A 20,948-nucleotide genomic window follows, 5' to 3' on the forward strand; every position below is an offset into this window, starting at 1 on the left:
TCACTCACGCCCTTATGCACTCACGCACTTACGCACCGAACAGATCCGAAAGGCGGTGGGAGCTGTGCAGCTCTCACGAAGAGGCCTCCTGCGCGCGGGCCTGGCCGGTACGGCCGCCACGGCGCTCGGCGGCCTGGCGAGCGGCTGCGCCGTTCCGACCGGCTCCACCGGGCGCGACATGGTCCTGTGGTACTGGAGCGGCGGCCTGAGCGACACCGTCGTCAAGAACGCCAGGTCCCGCTTCGACAGCTCGGTGGACCTCCGGGCCATCCAGATCGGCGGCCAGTACCGCTCCAAGCTCATCACCACCATCACCGGCGAGGCCCACATCCCCGACATCGCGGGGCTCAAGGGCGAGGACATGGCCGCCTACCTGCCGAACGCGGACCAGTTCATCGATCTGCGGACGCTGGGCGCGGAGAAGTACAAGAGCCAGTACCTGTCCTGGAAGTGGGACCAGGGCGTCGCCGACGACGGCACGATGGTCGGCTTCCCGATCGACTGCGGACCGGTCGCGCACTACTACCAGTACGAGATCTTCCGCAAGGCGGGACTGCCGTACGAGCCCGAGGACGTGTCGAAGGAACTGAACACCTGGGAGAAGTACTTCGACGCGGGTGTGCGGCTCGGCAAGGGCGTCCCGGGGGCCAAGCTGCTCACCGACGTCAACTCCGTCTTCGAGAACGTCGTACAGCAGGGCGCGAAGCGGTACGTCGACAAGGACCGTCACTTCATCGGCGACCAGGAACACGTGCGCCAGGCCTGGGCACTGGCCGTGGAGGCCAAGCGGCGCGGGATCGTCTCGGACCTGGTCAGCGGCACCCCGGACCAGTTGTCGGCCATCCAGGACGGCAAGCTGCCGAGCCAACTGGGCGCGTCCTGGGCCAGCTTCGACATCAAGAACGGTGTGCCGAAGACCAAGGGCAGGTGGCGGGTGGCCGACATGCCCGTGCGACCGGCCAACAACGGCGGCTCGTTCCTGTCGATCACCAAGGCGTGCCGGGAGCCCGAGCAGGCCTTCCGGATCATCACCTGGATCCTCGACGCGGCCAACCAGGCCCAGGGTTACGTCGACGCCGGCCTCTTCCCCTCCACGCCGGCCTCCTACGGCCTGAAGCAACTCCGGGAGCCCGACCCCTTCTTCGGCGGCCAGGTCACCACGGACGTCTTCGGACCCGCCGCGCAGAAGATCGTGGTCGCCTACAACAGCCCGTACGACATCGCGCTCGGGACTCCCATCAAGGACGAGATCAAGAACGTCGGCGTCCTCGGCAAGGACCCGGAGAAGGCCTGGAGTGACGCCATGAGCAAGTGCCGTCGGATCGCGAAGCACCTGGGGGTGAGCTACTGATGGCGGTCATCGAGCGCACCCCACCCGTGGTGACACGGCCCCCCGCCGTCGGGCCGAAGAAAGGCCTGCGCAAGTACTGGCACCTCTACGCCGCGATCTCCCCCTTCTATCTGATCTTCCTCGGCTTCGGCCTGTTCCCGGTCGGCTTCTCGCTCTATCTGTCCTTCCATCGCTGGGACGGCCTCGGCTCGATGGAGTGGGCCGGGCTCTCGCAGTACCAGTACCTGCTGAGCGACAGCGACTTCTGGAACTCGATCGGCAACACGATCATCATCTGGGCGATGGCCACCTTCCCGATGATCCTCCTCGCGATGGTCACGGCCGTGATGCTCAACTCCGCGGTCCGGTTCAAGAGCCTGTACCGCGTCGCGTACTTCCTGCCGAGCATCACCTCGGTCGTCGCCATCGCGATCGTCTTCGGCTCGATCTTCTCCACCAACGCGGGCATGGTGAACGCCGTCCTGAACGCGGTGGGGATCGACCAGATCGCCTGGCTGAACACACCGTGGGGCATCAAGGTCACCATCGCGGCCCTGATGACCTGGCAGTGGACCGGCTACAACGCGATCATCTTCCTCGCCGGGCTCCAGACCGTCCCGGGCGAGCTGTACGAGGCGGCGCGCATGGACGGCGCCGGACCCGTCCAGACCTTCTTCCGGATCACGCTGCCGCTGCTGCGGCCGACGCTGCTGTTCGTGCTCGTCGTCTCGACGGTCACGGGCCTGCAGAGCTTCTCCGAACCACAGGTGCTGCTGCAGACCTCGTCCAACGACTCGACGTTCGCGGGCGGTCCGGGCCACTCGGGCCAGACGATGGTCCTCTACTTCTTCCAGCAGACCTTCGACAACAACGACTTCGGGTACGGAGCCGCGGTGGCGTGGGGCATCTTCCTCGTCGTCGTCCTCTTCTCGATCATCAACTGGCGCCTCGTGCAGCGCCGGGGCGACTAGGAAGGGCCCGCATCATGGCATCCATCAAGGGCTCCCGCCGCAGAGGGCTCGCGTTGCACCTCCCGCTGATCATCGGCACGCTGGTCTCGGCCTTCCCGTTCTACTGGGCCGTCATCATGTCGACGCACAGCTCGACGGAGATCTTCTCCTACCCGCCGAAGCTGCTGCCGGGCACGCACTTCCTGGAGAACGTCCGCAATCTCTTCGACGCCATCGACTTCTTCGGGTCGATGTGGAACTCGCTGCTGGTCGCGGTGTCGGTGACCTTCCTGGTCCTGCTCTTCGACTCGCTGGCGGCCTTCGTCTTCGCCAAGTTCGAGTTCCCCGGCAAGGGGCTGCTGTTCGGGCTGCTCATGGTCATCTTCATGGTCCCGGCGCAGCTGTCGGTCATCCCGCAGTTCGTCGTGATGGCGAAGATCGGCTGGATCGGCTCGATGACCGCGCTGATCGTGCCGGCCGCCGCCAACGCCTTCGGCATCTTCTGGATGCGCCAGTACATGAAGACGGCCATCCACGACGAGCTGCTCGACGCCTCCAGGCTCGACGGCGCGAACTTCCTGCGCCAGTACTGGCACGTGGCGCTGCCGGTGGTCCGCCCCGGTCTCGCCTTCCTCGGCATCTTCACCTTCATGGGCCAGTGGAACGACTTCGCCTGGCCCCTGATCTCCCTCACCAACCCCGACAACGTGACCCTCCAGGTCGCGCTGTCCCAGCTCAACGGCACCCACGGCACCACCGACTACGGGATCGTGATGACCGGCGCGCTGCTCGCCCTCATCCCGCTGCTGATCGTGTTCGCGGTCGGCGCCAAGCAGATCATCGGCGACCTGGCGAAGGGAGCTGTCCGCGGATGACAACTGATCCGCTGCTGGCCCTGCGCCCCTGGGAGTCACCCGAGGTGACCTCCTGGGGACGGCTGCCCATGAACGCCGTCGACCGGCGGGACCGGGCAACCTCCCTGGACGGCGACTGGCGTTTCCAGCTCCTCCCCAACCCCACCGCCCCCGTGGGCGACGACTGGTCCTCGGCCCGGGTCCCCGGCGCCTGGACCCTCCAGGACACCTCCGACCTGCCCTGGTACACCAACGTCCAGATGCCGTGGCCCGACTTCCCGCCCGCGTCACCCGCGGCCAACCCGACGGGCGTGTACGAGCGTGGGTTCGACGTTCCGGCCGAGTGGGCGGGCCGGCGGATCGTGCTCCAGGTGGGCGCCGCCGAGAGCGTGCTGCTCGTGCACGTGGACGGGCGGCCGGTCGGCATCTCCAAGGACTCCCATCTGGCGGCCGAGTTCGACCTCTCCGACGTGGTCTGGCCGGGCCGTTCGGCGACCGTGCGGCTGACGGTCGTCAAGTGGTCCGACGCCACCCACATCGAGGACCAGGACCAGTGGTGGCACGGCGGCATCACCCGCTCGGTGCTGCTGTACGCGACGGACCCGCTGTACCTCGCCGACGTCACCGTGCGAGCGCCCGCCTCCGGTGAGCTGCGCGTGGACTGCCGGGTGCGGGACGCGGGCGGCGCGCTGCCCGAGGGGTGGTACGTCACCGGCGAGATCGACGGCCAACTCCTGCTCCAGGACGCCGAGTTCGACCGTCTCAACGCCGAGGACGACCGCGTCTCCGACTTCCTCGGCGAACCCCGGCTCGGCGCGCGGGTGCCAGACGTACGCACCTGGAACGCCGAGACGCCCGAGCTGTACGACCTGACCGTCCGGCTGCACCGCGCCGACGGAACGGTCGCCGACACCTCTCAGCGGCGCATCGGTTTCCGGGACGTCGAGATCGTCGGCCGGGACCTGCTGGTCAACGGAGAGCGGATCTACGTCCGGGGCGTCAACCGGCACGACTTCCATCCGCTGACCGGGCGGACCGTGTCGTACGACGACATGCGCGCCGACCTCGTGCTGCTGAAGCGGTTCGGGTTCAACGCGATCCGCACCGCGCACTATCCCAACGACCCGGCGCTGTACGACCTCGCGGACGAGCTCGGTCTCTACATGGTCGACGAGGCGGACATCGAGTCGCACGACCACGCCCACGAGATCGCGGACGACCCGCGCTATCTGAACGCCTTCGTGGACCGGGTCTCGCGGATGGTCCTGCGGGACAAGAACCATCCCTCGATCATCATCTGGTCGCTGGGCAACGAGTCCGACTACGGCGCCAACCACGACGCGGCGGCGGGGTGGCTGCGCCGGCACGATCCGACCCGACCGCTCCAGTACGAGGGCGCGGCCAAGCTCGGCTGGGCCGATCCGGCGGTCGCCTCCGACATCGCCTGCCCGATGTACGCGCCGCTGGAGGACTGCGTCGCGCACGCGCTGTCCGGTGAGCAGACCAAGCCGCTCATCCAGTGCGAGTACTCGCACGCCATGGGAAACAGCAACGGCACGCTCGCGGACCACTGGGCCGCCATCGAGTCAACTCCGGGACTTCAGGGCGGGTTCATCTGGGAGTTCTGGGACCACGGAATCCTTCAGTCCGTGAACAGCGGCAGACCACTCGGACGCTCGGGCGCCGGGCTATATGACAACGGTGTCGCCGCCCCCGGCCTGCGCTGGGCGTACGGCGGCGACTTCGGCGAGACGATCCACGACGGCGCCTTCATCGCCGACGGTGTCGTCTTCCCCGACCGCACGCCCAAGCCGGTCATGTACGAACACCGGGAGATCGCGGCCCCGGTGCGCCTGGAGGCCTACCGTCACGAGGGGCTCGTGGTCGCCAACCACCAGAGTTTCCGGGGCCTGGGCTGGCTCGCGGCCACCTGGGAACTGACGCTCGCGGACGGCCGTACGCTGACCGCGCCCGCCGAACTGCCGGATCTGCGCCCGGGTGAGACGGCCGCTGTCCCCCTCCCCTTCGAGCTGCCCGCTGACGGCGGCGAGGCCTGGGTGACCCTGCGGGTGACGACGGCCGACGACGAGCCGTGGGCGCCGCGCGGCACCGAGGTCTGCGTGCCCCAACTGCTGCTGCGGGCCGCGCCGGAGGTGTCGGAGGCGGTGGTCGCGGGACCGCCCGTCAAGGTCGACGCGGACGGGCTGCTGGTCCACCCGCTGCTGACGTCGGCGCCTGTGCTGTCCCTGTGGCGGGCCCCGACCGACAACGACGAGCTGGGCGGCATGGCGGCCCGCTGGCAGGACTGGGGCCTCGACACCCTCGTACGCAAGGCCGTCGACGTGCGGCGCGACGGCGGAAGCGTGACCGTGCTCGCCGAGTACGCGGCGAACGCCGGCGTGATCCGCCACGAGCAGGTGTTCACCCCGGTCCAGGGCGGCATCCGCGTCGAGGAGAGCGTCGAACTGCCTGACGCCTACGCCGATGTGGCCCGGGTCGGCTCCGTGTTCGAGACGGTGTCCGGGCTCGACCTGCTGGAGTGGTTCGGGCAGGGCCCCTGGGAGTCCTATCCGGACCGCGCGGCCGGAGCGGCCGTCGGGCATCACTCGGCCCCCGTGGACTCCCTGTTCACCCCCTATCTGCGACCGCAGGAGAGCGGCGGACGGCACGGTGTACGACAGTTCAGGCTGTCGGCGCCGGACGCCACCGGTCTCTCGGTCGTGCTGGACCGGCCGCGCCAGGTCTCCGTGACCCGGTTCCGTGCCGAGGATCTGGCCGCCGCCACGCACCACGACCAGCTGACGCCCCGGCCCGGCTGCGTGGTCCACATCGACGCGGCACACCGGGGGCTCGGCACGGCGTCGTGCGGCCCCGACACCTTCCCCTCCTATCTCCTGCAGCCGGGCACCCACCGCTGGGCCTGGACTCTTCGCACGCTGTAGCTCCCCCCACACACCTCCTCTCACCTCAAAGCACTCTTACGGAGTCAGTTGTGTGCACCTCGCACGAGTCCGGGCACGAGCCTGCCCTTGAAGCACCCCAGGCGGGCGCCGGACGGCGTACCTTCCTGCGGGCGACCGCGCTGATCGGGGCGGCGGCGACCACGTCCGTCGCCCTGCCGACGGCCGCCGAAGCCGTGACGGACAAGGCGCGTTCGTCGTGGCGGCCCGACACCGAGAGCCGCCGGTTCACGCTCGCCGTGATGCCCGACACCCAGTACCTCTTCGACGGGCCGAGCATCAACCCGGCACCGATCGAGGCCTCGCTGCGCTATCTGCTGGAGCACGGGCGGGACGAGAACATCGTCTTCCTCACGCATCTGGGCGACGTCACGGAGAACGGCGCACAGGCCGAGGTCGACGCCGCGGGCAAGGCGTTCGAGCTGCTCGACCGGCGCGGTGTGGGCTACAGCGTCCTCGCGGGCAACCACGACATCCGCTCGTCCACCACCGACCAGCGCGGGGCCACCCCGTACCTGGACGTCTTCGGACCCGAGCGCTTCCGGTCCAAGCGGACCTTCGGCGGCGCCTCGGCCGACGGCTACAACACCTTCCACGTCTTCAGGGCGGCAGACCGCGAGTGGCTCGTGCTCGCCCTGGACTGGCGCCTGTCGGACAAGGGTTACGCCTGGGCCGAGAGCGTCCTCGCCCAGCACCCGACCCTGCCGGTCGTCCTCACCACGCACGAACTCGTCTACGAGGACGACACGCTCTCCGCGTACGGGCAGCAGCTGTGGGACAAGCTGGTCAAGAACCACGACCAGATCTTCCTCACGCTCAACGGGCACTACTGGCCGGCCGCCCGCGCCACCCGCAAGAACGCGGCCGGGAACGACGTTCACCTGCACCTGACGAACTATCAGAACCGTTACTACGGTGGTGCGGCGATGATCCGCCTCTACCACTTCGACCTCGATCGCGACACCATCGACGTCGAGACGGTCTCGCCGTGGATCCTGGGCCGGGCGGCCAAGGGACTCAACGAGCTGGAGCGCGAAGAGATGGAGCTGTCCGGCGATGCGGACCGCTTCTCCGTGGACATCGACTTCGAGCAGCGGTTCTCGGGCTTCGCGCCGGTGGCGCCGCGACCGGCCCGGCCAGTGAGGAAGATGCTGGTTCCCGGGACCGTCGCCTACTGGCGCTTCGACGGACAGCGGGACGGCGCGGCCGTGACGGGCACGGTCCGCGACCAGTCGGGCCGTGGCAACGACCTGGCCCTCGTCACGGTCGGCGCCGCCGCCCTCACCTGGTCGTCCGACCACCACCCGGACCAGCCCGGCCACGGCAGTCTGGAGTTCCAGGGTTACAAGTCCCCGCTGAGGGGCGCGTATCTGCGCACGGTCGACGGAGCACCTCTCAACTCGGCTACTTTCAAGGCCGGTTACACCATCGAGGCGTTCTACCGTCTGCCCGCCGACTGGGACCCCGCGCACCACGCCTGGGGTGGACTGGTCAGCCGTACCGGCACGGGCGGGGCCGCGGGCAAGACCGCGGACGACCCGGACGAGCCGCTGGCCACGTTGTCGCTCTCCGACGGACCCGGCCCGCAGTGGGCGGTCCGGCCGCTCAACCAGCAGGGCATCGCGACCAACTGGGGCGACGAGACCGCGCGGGAGGTGTGGTGGCATGTGGCCGTGGTCAATGACGGCCGGCACACCACGCTGTACGTCCAGGGCTGCCCGGTGGCCCGCAATCCGCACGCCACCGCGGTCGGGCTCACCTCGGTCGGCCTGCCGTGGCTGCTCGGCGGCTACGAGTACGCGGGGAAGATCGACCAGATCCTGCACGGCCGCCTGGGCGACGTACGGATCGTCGAACGGGCGCTGCCCGTCAGCTCGTTCATGAACCACTGACACACACCGTCAACCACTGACGCACTCGTCGGGCTCCGCCAAGCCTCCTGGACTCCACGCCTCTCCAGATCACACCAGATCCCAAGGGACCCACAGACCATGACAGAGCAGCAGCTGCCTGCCTGGGCGGACCCCGCCGTCTCCCCCGCCGGCCTCGATGCCCAGGGTGTCTCCCGGCGCCAACTCCTGCACCGGGCGGGCCTGTTCGGCGCCGCCTTCGCCGCCGGGTCACTGGCGACGCCCGCCTCCGCCGCGGCCGGTCCGCGACGGCTCGGCGGCAGCGACCCGCGCCTCGCCTACCTCGTCGGCGACCATCACATCCACACCGTGTACAGCCACGACGCCAAGTACACGTTCTCCCAACTGGCGGCGGCGGGCGAGAAGTTCGGCCTCGACTGGATGGTTTTCACCGAGCACTCCAACTTCGGCCACGCCCAGTACGGGGCTCCACTGGAGCACGCCGAGATCCTCAAGGCGCGGGCCGAGAACCCGCGTCAGCTGATCTTCCAGGGCCTGGAGTGGTACATCCCGGGCGCCGAGCACTGCACGGTGTTCTCGCCGCCCTGCAAGCACGAGGTCGACCTGCTCACCAAGTTCGAGAGCGCCTACGACGGCAAGCTCCTCGGCTACACCGAGGGCTCGGCCGGCGCCGCGGACACCGCCCGCAACGAGGCCCACGCCGTCAAGGGCATCAAGTGGCTGGCCGAGCAGCGCCGCACCGGTTACGTCGACGACGTGCTGGTCCTCGCCAACCACCCGATGCGCCTGGGCATCGACTCCCCGCACGAGATCCGCAACTGGCGGGACGCGGCCCCCGAGATCATGATCGGCATGGAGGGCGCGCCCGGTGCGCAGGGCGCGGCCATCCCCGGCTGGCGCGGGGCCACCTCGATCCGCGGCGAGTACGAGAACAAGCCCTCGGCGCAGTCCTGGCAGGGCTATCCGGCGGACGGGTACCGGACGTACGGCGGCTTCGACTGGGCGACCGCGACGGTCGGCGGGCTGTGGGACTCGATGCTGGCAGAAGGCAGCCTGTTCTCGATCACCACGAACTCCGACGCGCACCGGATCGTCTTCGACACCTGGAAGAACGGCGACTGGCCGGCCGGGCAGAACTTCGACAACACCGGCAAGCTGCCCGACCCGGTCAACACCGACTCACCGCAGCCCGGCAGCGACTTCTGGCCGGGCCAGTTCAGCCGGACCCACGTGGGTGTCACCGGCTACGGCTACCGTTCGGTGATGGCGGGTATGCGCGCGGGCCGGGTCTGGCTGGACCACGGCCACCTGCTGGACGGGCTCGACGTACGGCTGACGCGTGACTGCGACTTCGGCCGGGGTGTCACGCTGGGCGGGCGGCTCCGGGTCCGCAGGGGCGAGAAGCTCACGCTGAACATCACCGTGACCACCGCCTCCCGTCTCAACCCCCAGGGAATCCTGCCCGAGTTGGCGCACGTCGACGTGATCCGGGGCGCGGTGCGCGGCCGGGTCGCCGACCGGGACACCTGGCAGGCGCCGGACACGAAGGTCGTGAAGTCGAAGGACGTGACGGGACGCACGGGGACGTACACCCTGCGGGTGCCGCTGACCGCCGGCGACGAGTCGTTCTACGTCCGGCTGCGGGGCAGCGACGGCAACCGGCACGGTGCCGGTTACCTCGGTGCCTCGGTCGACCCGCACGGGCCGATCACTCACGAGCCCGGAAACGGTGACCCGTGGGCCGACACGTGGTTCTATTCCAACCCGGTGTTCGTCGACGTCGTAGGTGGCTGACTGATGAAGCGTCAATTCCTGTCCCTCAGCGCGTTATCAGTCCTGTCGGGGGCGCTCGTGCTCGGAGGCGGTGGAGCAGTGTCCGCCGCCTCCGACGCGCAGTGGACGGAGACGGGCTCGGCCCAGGTCGACTCCCTGGGCAGCGGTCAGGGGCTGGCCTCCCGCGCGGACGGCACGCTCCTGTACCGGGGTCTCACCTCCATCCCGCTGGACCTGCGCATCGCCGGCTGGGGCCACATCGGTGACCCGGACATCGCGAACGGGTACGTGTTCGACGCCTATCAGGGTTCGGACACGGCCACGTCCAAGATGTTCGCGGTCACCACCCCGGCCGGGCAGCGCTACCAGTACGTGCACCAGCTCGACCCGGGCGAGAAGCTGAACAACTCCTTCGCCACCGTCTCGCCCGACAACCAGTGGCTGGTCTCGGGCGAGTGGGGCGACCAGCCGCGCCTCCAGGTGTTCCCGGCCCCGCTCCTCAACGCGTCGACCCCCGCCACGGGCGGCGCACTGGCGCAGGCCGGGCAGATCACCCTGGACAGGACGGTGCGGGACATCCAGGGCTGCGACTTCGTCACCGCGACCCGGCTGCTGTGCGCTTCGGACGACGATTCGGGCACCCTGTTCCCCCGGATCCGCCCGCTGCTCCAGGTCGACCTGGAACGGGCGGTGGACGGCAAAGCGGTCACGGGCCACGTCACGAGCCTGTTCGCCCTCCCGCAGCGCAGCACCTGCACGGGTACGGCGTACGAGGCGGAGGGCGTCGACTACGACACGAACACCGGCACCCTGCGCGCCGAGGTCGTCCAGCCGGGCATCTGCGCACTGGCGACCAGCGTGTACTCGTATCAGCAGGTCACGGGCTGACGTACTGATCGCCCGGGGCGTACCGTAGCCGCGTGACCACCGAGGAGTCGCCGCGGCCCCAGTCCCTGATGCTGACGTTCCTGGGCGACCAGGTGCTCGGGCGCGACGTCTGCGTCTACTCGGGCAGTGTCATCGACGTGTTCGCGCGGGCGGGTATCGGCGAGCAGGCGACCCGTTCGACGCTGACCCGGATGGTGAGCCGCGGTCTGCTGCGCCGTCAACGCGAGGGCCGCCGGATGTACTTCGGGCTGACCGGGCGTTCGGCGGCCGTGCTGGCGGACGGCGAGCGGCGTGTCTGGCACACCGGTGCGGTCAACCGGCACTGGGACGGCACCTGGACCCTGCTCGGCTTCTCCCTCCCGGAGTCCTGGCAGCGCCAACGCCACGATCTGCGCTCACAGTTGGCGTGGAGCGGGTTCGGGGCGCTGTTCAACGGCCTGTGGATCGCGCCGGGCGAGGTCGACGTCTCCGCCCTGGTGACGGAACTCGGCCTGTCCGCCCATGTGAAGGTGTTCCGGGCGCACGCCGACATGGGCATGGACATCGGCGCGATGATCGAGGAGACCTGGGAACTGTCCGAACTGGCCGCGCGCTACAAGGTGTTCGCGCGGCGGTGGCAGCCCTGGGAGGCCGAGCTGCCGGCGGCGGACGACTCACTCTCCCTGCGCCTCGTCCTGCAGGCCGAGTGGCTGGGGATCATCCGCCGCGATCCGCGCCTACCGGTCGGGCATCTCCCGGACGACTGGCCGGCGGAACAGGCCGAGAAGACGTTCCGGGCGGTGCACGAACGGCTCACACCGCTCGCCCAGGATGCCTCTGAACGCCTTCTCGACCTCGTGCCCGCACGCAGGGACGACGACGATGAGGATCAGGCGTAGAAACGGGACAGGCTCTGCAGCACCGCCGCCGGCTTCGGGGCGCCCTCGATCTCGATCGTGCCGTCGACGGTGATCTGCACCCCGCCCGGCACGTCCTCGACGTCGGCCAGCCTGCCGACCAGCCGGATCTTCGAGCCGACCTTCACGGGCGAGGGGAAACGCACCTTGTTGAGGCCGTAATTGACCTTCGTGGTGACGCCCTGGACGTCCAGCAACTCGGTGAAGAGCGGGATGAAGAGGGAGAGAGTGAGGTATCCGTGGGCGATCGGGGCGCCGAAGGGGCCCGCGGCGGCCTTCTCCGGGTCCACGTGGATCCACTGGTGGTCGCCGGTCGCGTCGGCGAAGGTGTTGATGCGCTCCTGCGTGACCTCGATCCACTCACTGGTGCCGAGGTCGCTGCCGGCGAGCTTCTTGAGTTCGTCGATGCCGTTGACCGTGATGCTCATGTCGCGTTCCTTAACTGGGAGTTGAAGAGAAAGCAGTTGGGCGCCGGAGCGGGCCCGGTGGGGGCTACGAACCCGCGCCGAAGGCCTTGCGCACCCGGGCCTTGAGGAGCTTTCCGGAGGCGGTGCGCGGGAGTTCGTCCGCGATGACGACCGACTTCGGGATCTTGTACTTGGCGAGCCGCCCGGACAGCGAGGCCAGCACCTCGTCCGCGTCCAGGTCCGTACCCTCGCGGGGCACGACGACGGCGCGCGGCACCTCGCCCCACTTCTCGTCGGCGACGCCGATGACCGCGCACTCGACGATGTCGGGGTGCGCCAGGAGGAGGTCCTCGATCTCGGCGGGGTAGATGTTCTCCCCGCCCGAGATGATCATGTCCTTGATGCGGTCGACGACGAAGACGTACCCGTCCTCGTCGATCCGGGCGGCGTCCCCGCTGCGGAACCAGCCGTCGGTGAAGGAGGCGGCCGTCTCCTCGGGCAGGCCCCAGTAGCCGGGCATGACGTGCGGCCCGCGAACGACGATCTCGCCGGGCTCGCCGACCTCGGCGGGAGTCAGGTCCGGCCGTACCACCCGTACGTCGCTGAAGAAGTGCGGTACGCCTGCCGAGCCGGCCTTGCTGACCGCGTGCTCGGCGTCCAGGAAGAGGGTGCCGGGCGAGGCCTCGGTCATGCCGTAGCCCTGGAGGAAGGTGAGTCCGCGCTCCTGGAACCTGGCGATGAGCGGGGTCGGCACCGGTGAGCCGCCGCAGGAGAGCATGCGCAGCGACGACAGGTCGGCGTCGGCCCAGCGCGGGTGTCTGGCCACCTGGTCGAACATGGTCGGCACCCCGAACATGAAGGTGATCCGGTGCTGTTCGATCAGGTCGAAGGTCTCGTCCGCCGCGAAGGACTCGACCAGGACGCAGGCACCGCCCTTGAGCAGCACGGGCAGGGTGAGCATGTTCAGCCCGGCCGTGTGGAACAACGGGGCGGAGACCAGGGCGCGTTCGTCGGTGATGACGTCCTGGTCGACGAGCACGTTGACGGCGTTCCAGGTCAGGTTGCCGTGCGTGAGCATCGCGCCCTTGGGGCGGCCCGTCGTACCCGAGGTGTACATGATGATGCAGGTGTCGTCGGCGGTGACCGGCGCGTCGATCGGTTCGGTGGAGGCACCGGCGAGCGCCTCCTCGTACTCGGCGCCGACCTCGACGAACGTCCGCACGTCCGAGTTGCCGGGCAGTCCGGCGACGAGACCGGCGTGCGAGGGTCCGTAGACGAGGGCCTTGGTGCCGGAGTCGGCGAGCTGGTAGGCGATCTCCGGGCCGGCGAGGCGGGTGTTGAGCGGTACGAAGACCGCGCCGAGCGTGCCCGCCGCGAACAGGGTCTCCAGGTAGGAGGGGTGGTTCGGGCCGAGATAGGCGATCCGGTCGCCGCGGCGCACACCCCGGTCACGCAGGGCGTGCGCGAGCCGCGTGGTGCGCTCGTACAGCCGTGCGTAGCTGATCGTGGTGTCACCGTGGATCAGGGCGGTGCGTTGGGGGGTCTTGCGGGCCCGGCGGGCGGGCCAAGACCCCAGTCCCTCGTTGCGCATCGTTGCGCCCCTCTACGAGTTACGAGTAACGGGTTACCGGTCACGGGTCACGGAGTCATGGCTTCGTCAGCCCGAGGAGCCGGGCCGCGTTCTCCTTGAGGATCTTCGGCCGGACCTCGTCCTTGATCGGCAGCTTCTCGAAGTCGGCGAGCCAGCGGTCGGGGGTGAGCACCGGGTAGTCCGAGCCGAAGAGAACCTTGTCCTTGAGCAGCGTGTTGGCGTACTGCACCAGCTGCGGCGGGAAGTACTTCGGCGACCAGCCGGAGAGGTCGATGTGCACACCCGGCTTGTGCGTGGCGACGGCGAGCGCCTCGTCCTGCCAGGGGAAGGAGGGGTGCGCCAGGATGATCTTCATCTCCGGGAAGTCCGCGGACACGTCGTCCACGTGCAGCGGGTTGCTGTACTTGAGCCTGATCCCGCCGCCGCCGGGGACTCCCGCGCCGATGCCGGTCTGGCCTGTGTGGAAGAGCGCGATCGTGCCGGTCTCCTCGATCACCTCGTACAGCTCGTAGGCGACCGAGCGGTCGTTGGGGAAGAAGCCCTGGATGCTGGGGTGGAACTTGAAGCCCCTGACCCCGTACTCCTCGACCAGGCGGCGGGCCTGCTTGACGCCCGCCCGGCCCCGGAAGGGGTCGATGGAGGCGAAGGGGATCAGCACGTCCGGGTTGGCCGCGGCGGCCTCGGCGACCTCCTCGTTCGGGACGGGCGCGGTGCCGGTCGCGGACTCGGCGTCCACCGTGAAGATGACGGCGGCCATCTTCCGCTCGCGGTAGTACGCGGCGGTCTCCTCCAGGGTCGGCTTCCGCTTGCCCTCGACCTTGAAGTAGGCCGACGAGGCGTCGTGGAGGTCGTCGGCCAGGGACGAGGTGCCCTTGGAGGAGATCTCGGCGTGGGTGTGGACGTCGATCGCGACGAGTTCCTCGACGTTGAGGTGCGCCATGGTTACGCCTCCGGGAACTTGGGGGCGGGGATGCCCACCGACTGGAGCTCGGCGCCGACCGAGGTGGACCAGGCGTCGGCCAGGGCCTCGGGGGTCCAGCCGCCGTCGGCGTACGCGGCCCTGATCTCCTGCGGATGCGACCAGAGTGCCACCTTGTCGCCGCCGATGCCGATGGCCTGGCCGGTGACGCCCCGGGCGGCCTCGGAGGCGAGGAAGGGGACGAGGCCGGCGCAGTCCTCGGGAGTGCCGAAGCCCTCGCCCTTGCGCAGGAAGGCCGGGAACGGCTCGCCGTTCTTCAGCGCCTCGACGTACGGGGCGAAGGCGGGGATCGTCTCGGTCATGGCCGTGGCGGCCACCGGCACGATCGCGTTGACGGTGATGTTCGCCCGGCCCAGCTCCATCGACCAGGTGCGGGCGAAGGCGGCGATGCCGGCCTTGGCGGCGGCGTAGTTCGTCTGCCCGAAGTTGCCGCGCTGGCCGGCCGGGGAGCCGACCAGGATCAGTGTGCCGCCCTCGCCCTGCTCGCGCATGCGTACGGCGGCGGCGCGGGCGCAGGTGAAGGTGCCCTTGAGGTGGGTGGTGATCACCGCGTCGAAGTCGTCGTCGGTCATCTTCCACAGCACCTTGTCGCGGAGGATGCCCGCGTTGGTGACCAGGATGTCGAGCCGACCGAACTCCTCGACCGCGCGGTTCACGAGCCGCTCGGCGGCCTCCGTCGTGCCGACCGGGACCACCTCGGCCACGGCCGTGCCGCCGGCCGCGGTGATGGACTTCACGGCCTGCTCGGCCACGGTCTCGTCGATGTCGTTGACGACGACGGAGGCGCCGGCGGCGGCCAGAGCGTGCGCGTAGGCGAGGCCGAGGCCACGGCCACTGCCGGTGACTACGGCGACCTTGCCGGTCAGATCGATGCTGGGCACGAGGGGGGTCCCTTCACAAGACGACGACTCACAGGGCAACGGCTCACGAGACAGCGGCTCGCATGACGATTGCCGCTAGATCGAAGCTAAGAGCAATAATTGTTGACGTCAATAGTTGTTGCCATCAGATGCGTGCGCCATGCTGGAATCAGCACATGGAACCGCCCCGCCCGGGGCCTCGACGAGGGAGCCCGCCATCGCCCGCCAGCAGGACGTCCAGAATCCCGCCCCGATCGACGCGCGCGAGCCCTGGATGCGCGGCCTGCACGCGGACACCGGCTACCTGCTGTACCGGCTGGGCCTGCGCTCCGGCCAGTTGTTCAACACCTTCCTCCAGGAGTCGGGACTGCGGCTGCGCCACTACGCGGTGCTCCGCTTCCTGGCCACTTCCACAGGCGCGCTCCAGCGCGAGCTGAGCACCTCGCTCGGATACGACCCGAGCGCGATCGTCGGCCTGGTCGACGACCTGGAGAAGCTGGGCTTCGCCGAACGCCGCCCGTCCCCCGACGACCGCCGCAGCCGGCTCGTCGCCCTGACCGCGAACGGCCGCGCCTTCCTCCGCGACACCGACGAGGCCGGCCAGCGCGTGACCAACGAACTGCTCGGCCCGCTCGACGCGGCCGAACGGGAATCGCTGCACACCCTGCTCCAGCGACTCACGGAGGACGGGCTCAGCTGATACGGGCCCAGCCGATACCGACCCAACCAATGTTGGGCACATTCTTGACTGTCGCTTGATTGGTGCCTAGCTTCACTCTGGCGCCGGTACGGTCCCCAACCGGTGACGTCCCCCACGACATCGGCGTGTGGCGGATGCCCGAGACCCACACCGACACGCTCGGCTCCCCCGCCCTCCCCCGGGAAACCCCAGCCCCCGAGGGAATCCGCCCGTGAACTCCCGCACTCCCGTCACGGACACGGGCGCCGACCGCACCCGGATGCCGTACCGCTCCTCGGTATACAGGGACGTACACAAGGACATGACGTCCACACCCCGGGGAGCTGCCCGCCCATGACCACCCGCTCCGCGCCCGACCGGCTGCTGTCCGTGCTCAGCGCCTTCGACCACGAGCACCCGGCGCTCTCTCTCACGGAAATCAGCCGACGGGCCGGGCTGACCCTCACCACCACACACCGCCTCGTGGGCGCCCTCACCCTCTGGGGCGCCCTGGAGCGGGACGACGACGGCGTCTACCACGTGGGCCTCAGGCTGTGGGAGGTCGCGGCGCTCGCCCCGCGCGGGCTGGCGCTGCGGCAGATCGCGCTGCCGTATCTGGAGGACCTGTACGAAGCGACGCACGAGAACGTGCAGTTGGCGGTACGGGACGGCGGCGAGGTCGTCTACATCGAGTGGCTGTCGGGCCGTTCGGCGGTCGGGGTGCACATCCGGGTCGGCGCCCGCTGGCCACTGCACGCCACGGGCGTCGGCCTCGCCCTGCTCGCCCACGGCGATCCGGTACTCCAACAGCATTACTGCGAGGGCCCGTTGGCCGCCTTCACCCCACACACGATCACCGACCCGGCCCGGTTGCGCCGTGTCCTGGCCGAAGTCCGGCGCACAGGCGTGGCGGTGAGCAGCCGTCAGGTCACCGACGACGCCCTGTCGGTGGCGGCTCCGGTACACGGCCCGGGCGGTGCGGTGATCGCCGCGGTGTCTGTCGTGGTGCCCCAGGCGGACGCCCAGGTACCGGCGCTGGTGCCCGCCGTGCGGCTGGCGGCACGGGGCATCTCACGGGCGCTGGGCTGGCGGCCGGAACGGCACTGAGCGGGCCTGTCCTGGCAGCACGAGGCCCGCACCGTGTCGATCTGGACCACGGTGGGCCGGATGAAAAACCTCGCCTTCACCGGACAAGCCGAACAGCTGGAGGTCCTGGCCCGGCACCGCCAGGGCGAATCCGACCTGCTGCACCAAGGCGGGAAGTGGTACTTGATCGCCACCTGCGAGATCCCCGAAGCCGCGCTGAACGCGCACCCGGTCGCCTTCCTCGGCGTGGACCTCGGCATCGTGAACATCGCAGCCACCAGTGACGGTGAACGCCACTGCGGGCGCCGGATCAACCGGAAACGGGAAAACGACCGCAAACTGCGACGCAAGCTGCAGCAGAAGCAGACCAAGTCGGCCAAGCGGCGGGCAAGGAAGTACGCGGGCAAAGAGGCCCGCCGGAACAAGGACATCAACCACAAGATTTCGAAACGGATCGTGGCGGAGGCTCAACGCACCGGTCGCGGAGTAGCCCTGGAAGACCTCAAGGGCATTCGCGAGCGGGCCCGGCTGAGAAAGTCCCAACGCACCACGCTCCACTCCTGGACCTTCGCGCAACTCGGCGCCTTCATCGCCTACAAGGCGAAGAAGGCCGGGGTGCCGCTGGTGTACGCCGATCCGGCGTACACCAGCCAGGAATGCTCCCAATGTCATCACATCGCACGCGGCAACCGCCCCTCACAAGCCCGGTTCGCCTGCCGGTCCTGTGGATTCGTTCATCACGCGGACCATAACTCGTCCCACAACATCGCCCACCGTGGGTGGATGGCGTGGGTCTGCGGGGTCCAGTCAGCGACCCCTGAACTCACGCTCATCGCGTGAGTTCTGGACGCGGCCGGGCCCATCACCGCCAGTGATGATCACGAGCTGCAAGCCTGGGAGTTCATTCTCGGGTCGCTGACAAAGGCGTGCCGTGGGCGTCCCACACATATCGAACCCATCCGGGCAGGACGAGCAGGACGGGCAGCAGTCGCCGAAGTGGTCCCAGCGCGGGATCCTCGCCATGCTCGGGGCCGTGTCGGCCGCTGGACGTGGTGATCGTCGAGAACTCGGGCGAGGAGACGGTCGATCCGGCGAACGGGCTCAACGGATGGAATCTGTCCTGGGCGGACTGGAAGGCGGGCAGCGCCCTGTAGGGCCTGTCCGACCGATAGGACATAGCACATTCATGTCTTCATCGGGTGAACTCACCTGTGACGGAAGGAAATTCTGAGTTTCACCTCTTGACGGCCGGAGTCACCGGGAGCACATTGGGCCCACCCTGAGAGCGCTCTCAAGCGCACTCGAAGGCACCCCGCATCCCCACCACCCCGTACCCGAAGAGGCACCCATGAGGGACACTTCAGGCACTTCGCTCACTTCAGGCCCACCAGTCGGACGCGGCCCCCTCCGTCGCGTGCTCGTCGCCGTCGGCGCCGTCCTCAGCCTCGCGGCTGCCGCCGTGACGGTGGCCCAGGCGGACGCGCCGACGCCGCCGACCGGCTGGACGCAGGTCTTCCTCGACGACTTCAACGGCACCGCCGGGACCGGCGTCTCCACCACCAACTGGCAGTACGCGACCGGGACTTCGTATCCCGGTGGCCCCGCGAACTGGGGCACCGGTGAGATCGAGACCATGACGAACAGCACGAGCAACGTCTCACTCGACGGCAGCGGCAACCTCCGCATCACTCCGGTGCGCAACTCCGCCGGCAACTGGACCTCGGGCCGCATCGAGACCAACCGCACCGACTTCCAGCCCCCGGCCGGCGGCAAACTGGCCGTCCAGGCCCGCCTCCAGGTGCCGAACGTGACCGGAGCGTCCGCCCTCGGCTACTGGCCCGCGTTCTGGATGCTCGGGGCGCCCTACCGGGGCAACTACCAGAACTGGCCGAGCGTCGGCGAGATCGACATCATGGAGAACACCCAGGGCCTCAACACCATCTGGGGCACCCTGCACTGCGGCACCAGTCCGGGCGGTGCCTGCAACGAGACGACCGGCATCGGCGGCACGACCAGCTGTACCGGCACCACCTGTCAGGCCGGTTTCCACACCTACCGCATGGAGTGGGACCGCTCGGTGAGCCCGGAGGCGATCCGCTTCTACGTCGACGGCACCAACTACCACACGGTGACCGCGAACCAGGTCGACGCGACGACGTGGGCCAACGCCACGAACCACGGCTTCTTCATCATCCTGAACGTGGCGATGGGCGGCGCCTTCCCGGCGGCGTTCGGCGGCGGCCCGGACGCGAACACGGTCTCGGGGCGCCCGATGGTCGTCGACTACGTGCAGGTGCTCCAGTCGACCACCGGCAGCGGTACGACCACGCCCCCGCCGACCGGAAGCCGGGACGCCTACAGCGCCGTCCAGGCCGAGTCCTACAACAGCCAGTCGGGCACCAGCACGGAGACCACCACCGACACCGGCGGCGGCCAGAACATCGGCTCGCTCGCCAACGGCGACTGGGCGCTCTACCAGAACGTCAACTTCGGCTCCACGGCCGCCACCCAGTTCGTCGGCAGGGTCGCGAGCGGGGCCGGCTCCGGCGTGAGTGGACTGGTCGAGGTGCGCCTCGACAGCCGTACGAGCACACCGATCGGCAGCTTCTCGATCGGCAGCACGGGCGGCTGGCAGAGCTGGCGGACGGTGCCGGCGAACATCAGCTCCGTCACCGGCACCCATGACGTCTACCTGACCTTCACCAGCGGCCAGGCACAGGACTTCGTGAACGTGAACTGGTTCAACTTCGGCCACTGACAGGGGTGTTGTAGGGCGTTGACGGAGGGGCGGGCCCGGACGGCCCGCCCCTCCGGACGTCTCGGCTCGGCTCGGCTCAGCTCAGCTCAGCCCGGAACGTCACCGGCGTTGCCCCCGTGTGCAGTTGGAAGAACTTGGAGAAGTTCGCCGCGTCGGGAAAGCCGACGGCCACGCCAACTCGCCCGATCGGCAGAGAGGTGTGCGCCAGCAGCCGCTTGGCCTCCAGGATCACCCGCTTGTCGATGAAGCCCTTGGGCGTCTCACCGGTCGCCGCGCGCACCGCGCGGACGAGGGTGCGGCGGGAGTAGCCGAGGGCGTCGGCGTACGCGCTGACGCTGTGGTTGGTGGCGAAGCCCTTCTCCACCGCGTCCCGGAAAAGGGTGAACGTGGTGTCGGTCCGGCCCCCCGCCGCTTCCGCCGAACTCGTCGCGAGGTGGGACAGCCGCAGCAGGAACGCGGCGAGGGAGTGGCGCAGTACCGAGGTGTGCAGGCCGATCGGGAGGGTGGCCGTGTCCTCGTACTCGCGGCCCAGCTGGTCCAGGGCCGCGCGCAGACCGGCGAGTTGGCGCGCGTCCGGGCGCAGCAGCGGAGGCAGGTCGTAGCGGTACAGGCCGGTCGCCTCGACCGTGGTCCGGGGCAGGAAACCGGGCTGCATGGTGAGGACGGTGCCGCGGTACTCGGTGGCGCGGGAGAAGCGGTGCACCTGACCCGGGCGGATCCACAGCAGGTCGCCCGCTGTCGCCTCGTGTTCGGCGAAGTCGACCATGTGGGTGACCGGGCCCCCGTCGAACAGCATCACGATGTGGAAGTCGATGCGGTGGACGCGTTCGAGCGGGGCGTCGTCGTGCCAGGTGCGGTCGGGTGACATCGGCCCGACCTGCATACCCACGCCCAGGACGCTCAGATCGACCGGGAAGGGAAACGTCCTGATGCCGTTTCCGTCCTGGCCGTCTTGGATGGTTCTGTCCGCCATGTCCTTCTCTTGCCGTCCGGGCCCCACTGCCCCTGTCCCACTTTCACCAAAGGGTGACACACAGGCACCTGGCCCCTTAAAAGTCAGACTTTT

General features: G+C 69.2%; 17 protein-coding genes. 12 read left to right on the plus strand and 5 right to left on the minus strand.

Going from position 1 to position 20,948, the window contains the following annotated elements; genetic code table 11:
- The first annotated feature begins 64 nt into the window (after positions 1-64).
- The 8 genes from G3I56_RS20525 to G3I56_RS20560 all read left to right on the plus strand — a co-directional run bounded on the left by G3I56_RS20525 (position 65) and on the right by G3I56_RS20560 (position 11,504).
- Positions 65-1,351: an extracellular solute-binding protein gene (locus G3I56_RS20525; protein ID WP_164410921.1), complete on the plus strand. Its 1,287-nt coding sequence runs from the start codon at positions 65-67 to the stop codon at positions 1,349-1,351.
- Positions 1,351-2,301: a sugar ABC transporter permease gene (locus G3I56_RS20530; protein ID WP_164410923.1), complete on the plus strand. Its 951-nt coding sequence runs from the start codon at positions 1,351-1,353 to the stop codon at positions 2,299-2,301. Before G3I56_RS20525 ends, G3I56_RS20530 begins: the two co-directional genes overlap by 1 nt.
- Before the next feature lie 14 nt (positions 2,302-2,315).
- Positions 2,316-3,155, plus strand: coding sequence for a carbohydrate ABC transporter permease (locus G3I56_RS20535; protein WP_164410925.1), 840 nt, complete (start codon positions 2,316-2,318; stop codon positions 3,153-3,155).
- The gene (locus G3I56_RS20540; RefSeq protein WP_164410927.1) at positions 3,152-6,076 is read left to right on the plus strand and encodes a glycoside hydrolase family 2 TIM barrel-domain containing protein; all 2,925 of its coding nucleotides are present in this window, start codon (positions 3,152-3,154) and stop codon (positions 6,074-6,076) included. The genes G3I56_RS20535 and G3I56_RS20540 overlap by 4 nt, the downstream gene beginning before the upstream one ends.
- A 50-nt stretch (positions 6,077-6,126) precedes the next feature.
- On the plus strand, positions 6,127-7,986 hold the full coding sequence (locus G3I56_RS20545; RefSeq protein ID WP_164410946.1) for a LamG-like jellyroll fold domain-containing protein: 1,860 nt from the start codon (positions 6,127-6,129) through the stop codon (positions 7,984-7,986).
- A 99-nt stretch (positions 7,987-8,085) separates the two neighbouring features.
- Entirely contained in the window at positions 8,086-9,759 is a 1,674-nt protein-coding gene (locus tag G3I56_RS20550) for a PHP domain-containing protein (protein WP_164410948.1), read from the plus strand.
- Positions 9,760-9,762: 3 nt separating this feature from the next.
- Positions 9,763-10,626, plus strand: coding sequence for a hypothetical protein (locus G3I56_RS20555; RefSeq protein ID WP_164410950.1), 864 nt, complete (start codon positions 9,763-9,765; stop codon positions 10,624-10,626).
- A gap of 32 nt (positions 10,627-10,658) precedes the next feature.
- Positions 10,659-11,504 carry a PaaX family transcriptional regulator C-terminal domain-containing protein gene (locus G3I56_RS20560; protein WP_164410952.1) on the plus strand — a complete coding sequence of 282 codons (846 nt, stop codon included), beginning with the start codon at positions 10,659-10,661 and terminating at the stop codon, positions 11,502-11,504.
- Here G3I56_RS20560 and G3I56_RS20565 read toward each other — a convergent pair.
- From G3I56_RS20565 to G3I56_RS20580, 4 genes are all read right to left on the minus strand, one after another.
- The gene (locus G3I56_RS20565; RefSeq protein WP_164410954.1) at positions 11,495-11,950 is read right to left on the minus strand and encodes a MaoC family dehydratase; all 456 of its coding nucleotides are present in this window, start codon (positions 11,948-11,950) and stop codon (positions 11,495-11,497) included. The two genes, G3I56_RS20560 and G3I56_RS20565, sit on opposite strands and share 10 nt — an antisense overlap.
- A gap of 64 nt (positions 11,951-12,014) precedes the next feature.
- Entirely contained in the window at positions 12,015-13,520 is a 1,506-nt protein-coding gene (gene menE / locus G3I56_RS20570; RefSeq protein ID WP_164410956.1) for an o-succinylbenzoate--CoA ligase, read from the minus strand.
- Positions 13,521-13,575: 55 nt separating this feature from the next.
- Positions 13,576-14,460 (minus strand): amidohydrolase family protein, encoded by an 885-nt coding sequence (locus G3I56_RS20575; protein ID WP_164313318.1) that lies wholly within the window; start codon positions 14,458-14,460, stop codon positions 13,576-13,578.
- A gap of 2 nt (positions 14,461-14,462) precedes the next feature.
- Positions 14,463-15,380, minus strand: a complete 918-nt coding sequence (locus tag G3I56_RS20580) for an SDR family oxidoreductase (protein ID WP_164410958.1) — start codon at positions 15,378-15,380, stop codon at positions 14,463-14,465.
- 139 nt (positions 15,381-15,519) lie between these two features.
- Here G3I56_RS20580 and G3I56_RS20585 point away from each other — a divergent pair, with 139 nt between their 5' ends.
- The 4 genes from G3I56_RS20585 (at position 15,520) to G3I56_RS20600 (ending at position 19,882) form a co-directional block, all read left to right on the plus strand.
- Complete coding sequence (locus G3I56_RS20585; protein WP_239134998.1) at positions 15,520-16,059, plus strand: MarR family transcriptional regulator; 540 nt, start codon at positions 15,520-15,522, stop codon at positions 16,057-16,059.
- Between the two features lie 333 nt (positions 16,060-16,392).
- Positions 16,393-17,145 (plus strand): IclR family transcriptional regulator, encoded by a 753-nt coding sequence (locus G3I56_RS20590; RefSeq protein ID WP_164410960.1) that lies wholly within the window; start codon positions 16,393-16,395, stop codon positions 17,143-17,145.
- Positions 17,146-17,178: 33 nt separating this feature from the next.
- Complete coding sequence (locus G3I56_RS20595; protein ID WP_164410962.1) at positions 17,179-17,964, plus strand: RNA-guided endonuclease TnpB family protein; 786 nt, start codon at positions 17,179-17,181, stop codon at positions 17,962-17,964.
- A gap of 508 nt (positions 17,965-18,472) precedes the next feature.
- Entirely contained in the window at positions 18,473-19,882 is a 1,410-nt protein-coding gene (locus G3I56_RS20600) for a glycoside hydrolase family 16 protein (RefSeq protein WP_164410964.1), read from the plus strand.
- A 76-nt stretch (positions 19,883-19,958) separates the two neighbouring features.
- Here G3I56_RS20600 and G3I56_RS20605 read toward each other — a convergent pair whose 3' ends face one another.
- Entirely contained in the window at positions 19,959-20,855 is an 897-nt protein-coding gene (locus tag G3I56_RS20605) for an AraC family transcriptional regulator (protein WP_164410966.1), read from the minus strand.
- Positions 20,856-20,948: the final 93 nt, after the last annotated feature.

Origin of the sequence: Streptomyces sp. SID12488 (genome assembly GCF_010548275.1) — a bacterium.
GTDB lineage: Bacteria > Actinomycetota > Actinomycetes > Streptomycetales > Streptomycetaceae > Streptomyces.

Bases quoted from the DNA above. Each gene is read 5' to 3' on its own strand.
- G3I56_RS20530 (WP_164410923.1), top strand. From the start codon at position 1,351: ATGGCGGTCATCGAGCGCACCCCACCCGTGGTGACACGGCCCCCCGCC.
- G3I56_RS20535 (WP_164410925.1), top strand. From the start codon at position 2,316: ATGGCATCCATCAAGGGCTCCCGCCGCAGAGGGCTCGCGTTGCACCTC.
- G3I56_RS20540 (WP_164410927.1), top strand. From the start codon at position 3,152: ATGACAACTGATCCGCTGCTGGCCCTGCGCCCCTGGGAGTCACCCGAG.
- G3I56_RS20550 (WP_164410948.1), top strand. From the start codon at position 8,086: ATGACAGAGCAGCAGCTGCCTGCCTGGGCGGACCCCGCCGTCTCCCCC.
- G3I56_RS20555 (WP_164410950.1), top strand. From the start codon at position 9,763: ATGAAGCGTCAATTCCTGTCCCTCAGCGCGTTATCAGTCCTGTCGGGG.
- G3I56_RS20565 (WP_164410954.1), bottom strand. From the start codon at position 11,950: ATGAGCATCACGGTCAACGGCATCGACGAACTCAAGAAGCTCGCCGGC.
- menE (WP_164410956.1), bottom strand. From the start codon at position 13,520: ATGCGCAACGAGGGACTGGGGTCTTGGCCCGCCCGCCGGGCCCGCAAG.
- G3I56_RS20575 (WP_164313318.1), bottom strand. From the start codon at position 14,460: ATGGCGCACCTCAACGTCGAGGAACTCGTCGCGATCGACGTCCACACC.
- G3I56_RS20585 (WP_239134998.1), top strand. From the start codon at position 15,520: ATGCTGGAATCAGCACATGGAACCGCCCCGCCCGGGGCCTCGACGAGG.
- G3I56_RS20590 (WP_164410960.1), top strand. From the start codon at position 16,393: ATGACCACCCGCTCCGCGCCCGACCGGCTGCTGTCCGTGCTCAGCGCC.
- G3I56_RS20600 (WP_164410964.1), top strand. From the start codon at position 18,473: ATGAGGGACACTTCAGGCACTTCGCTCACTTCAGGCCCACCAGTCGGA.
- G3I56_RS20605 (WP_164410966.1), bottom strand. From the start codon at position 20,855: ATGGCGGACAGAACCATCCAAGACGGCCAGGACGGAAACGGCATCAGG.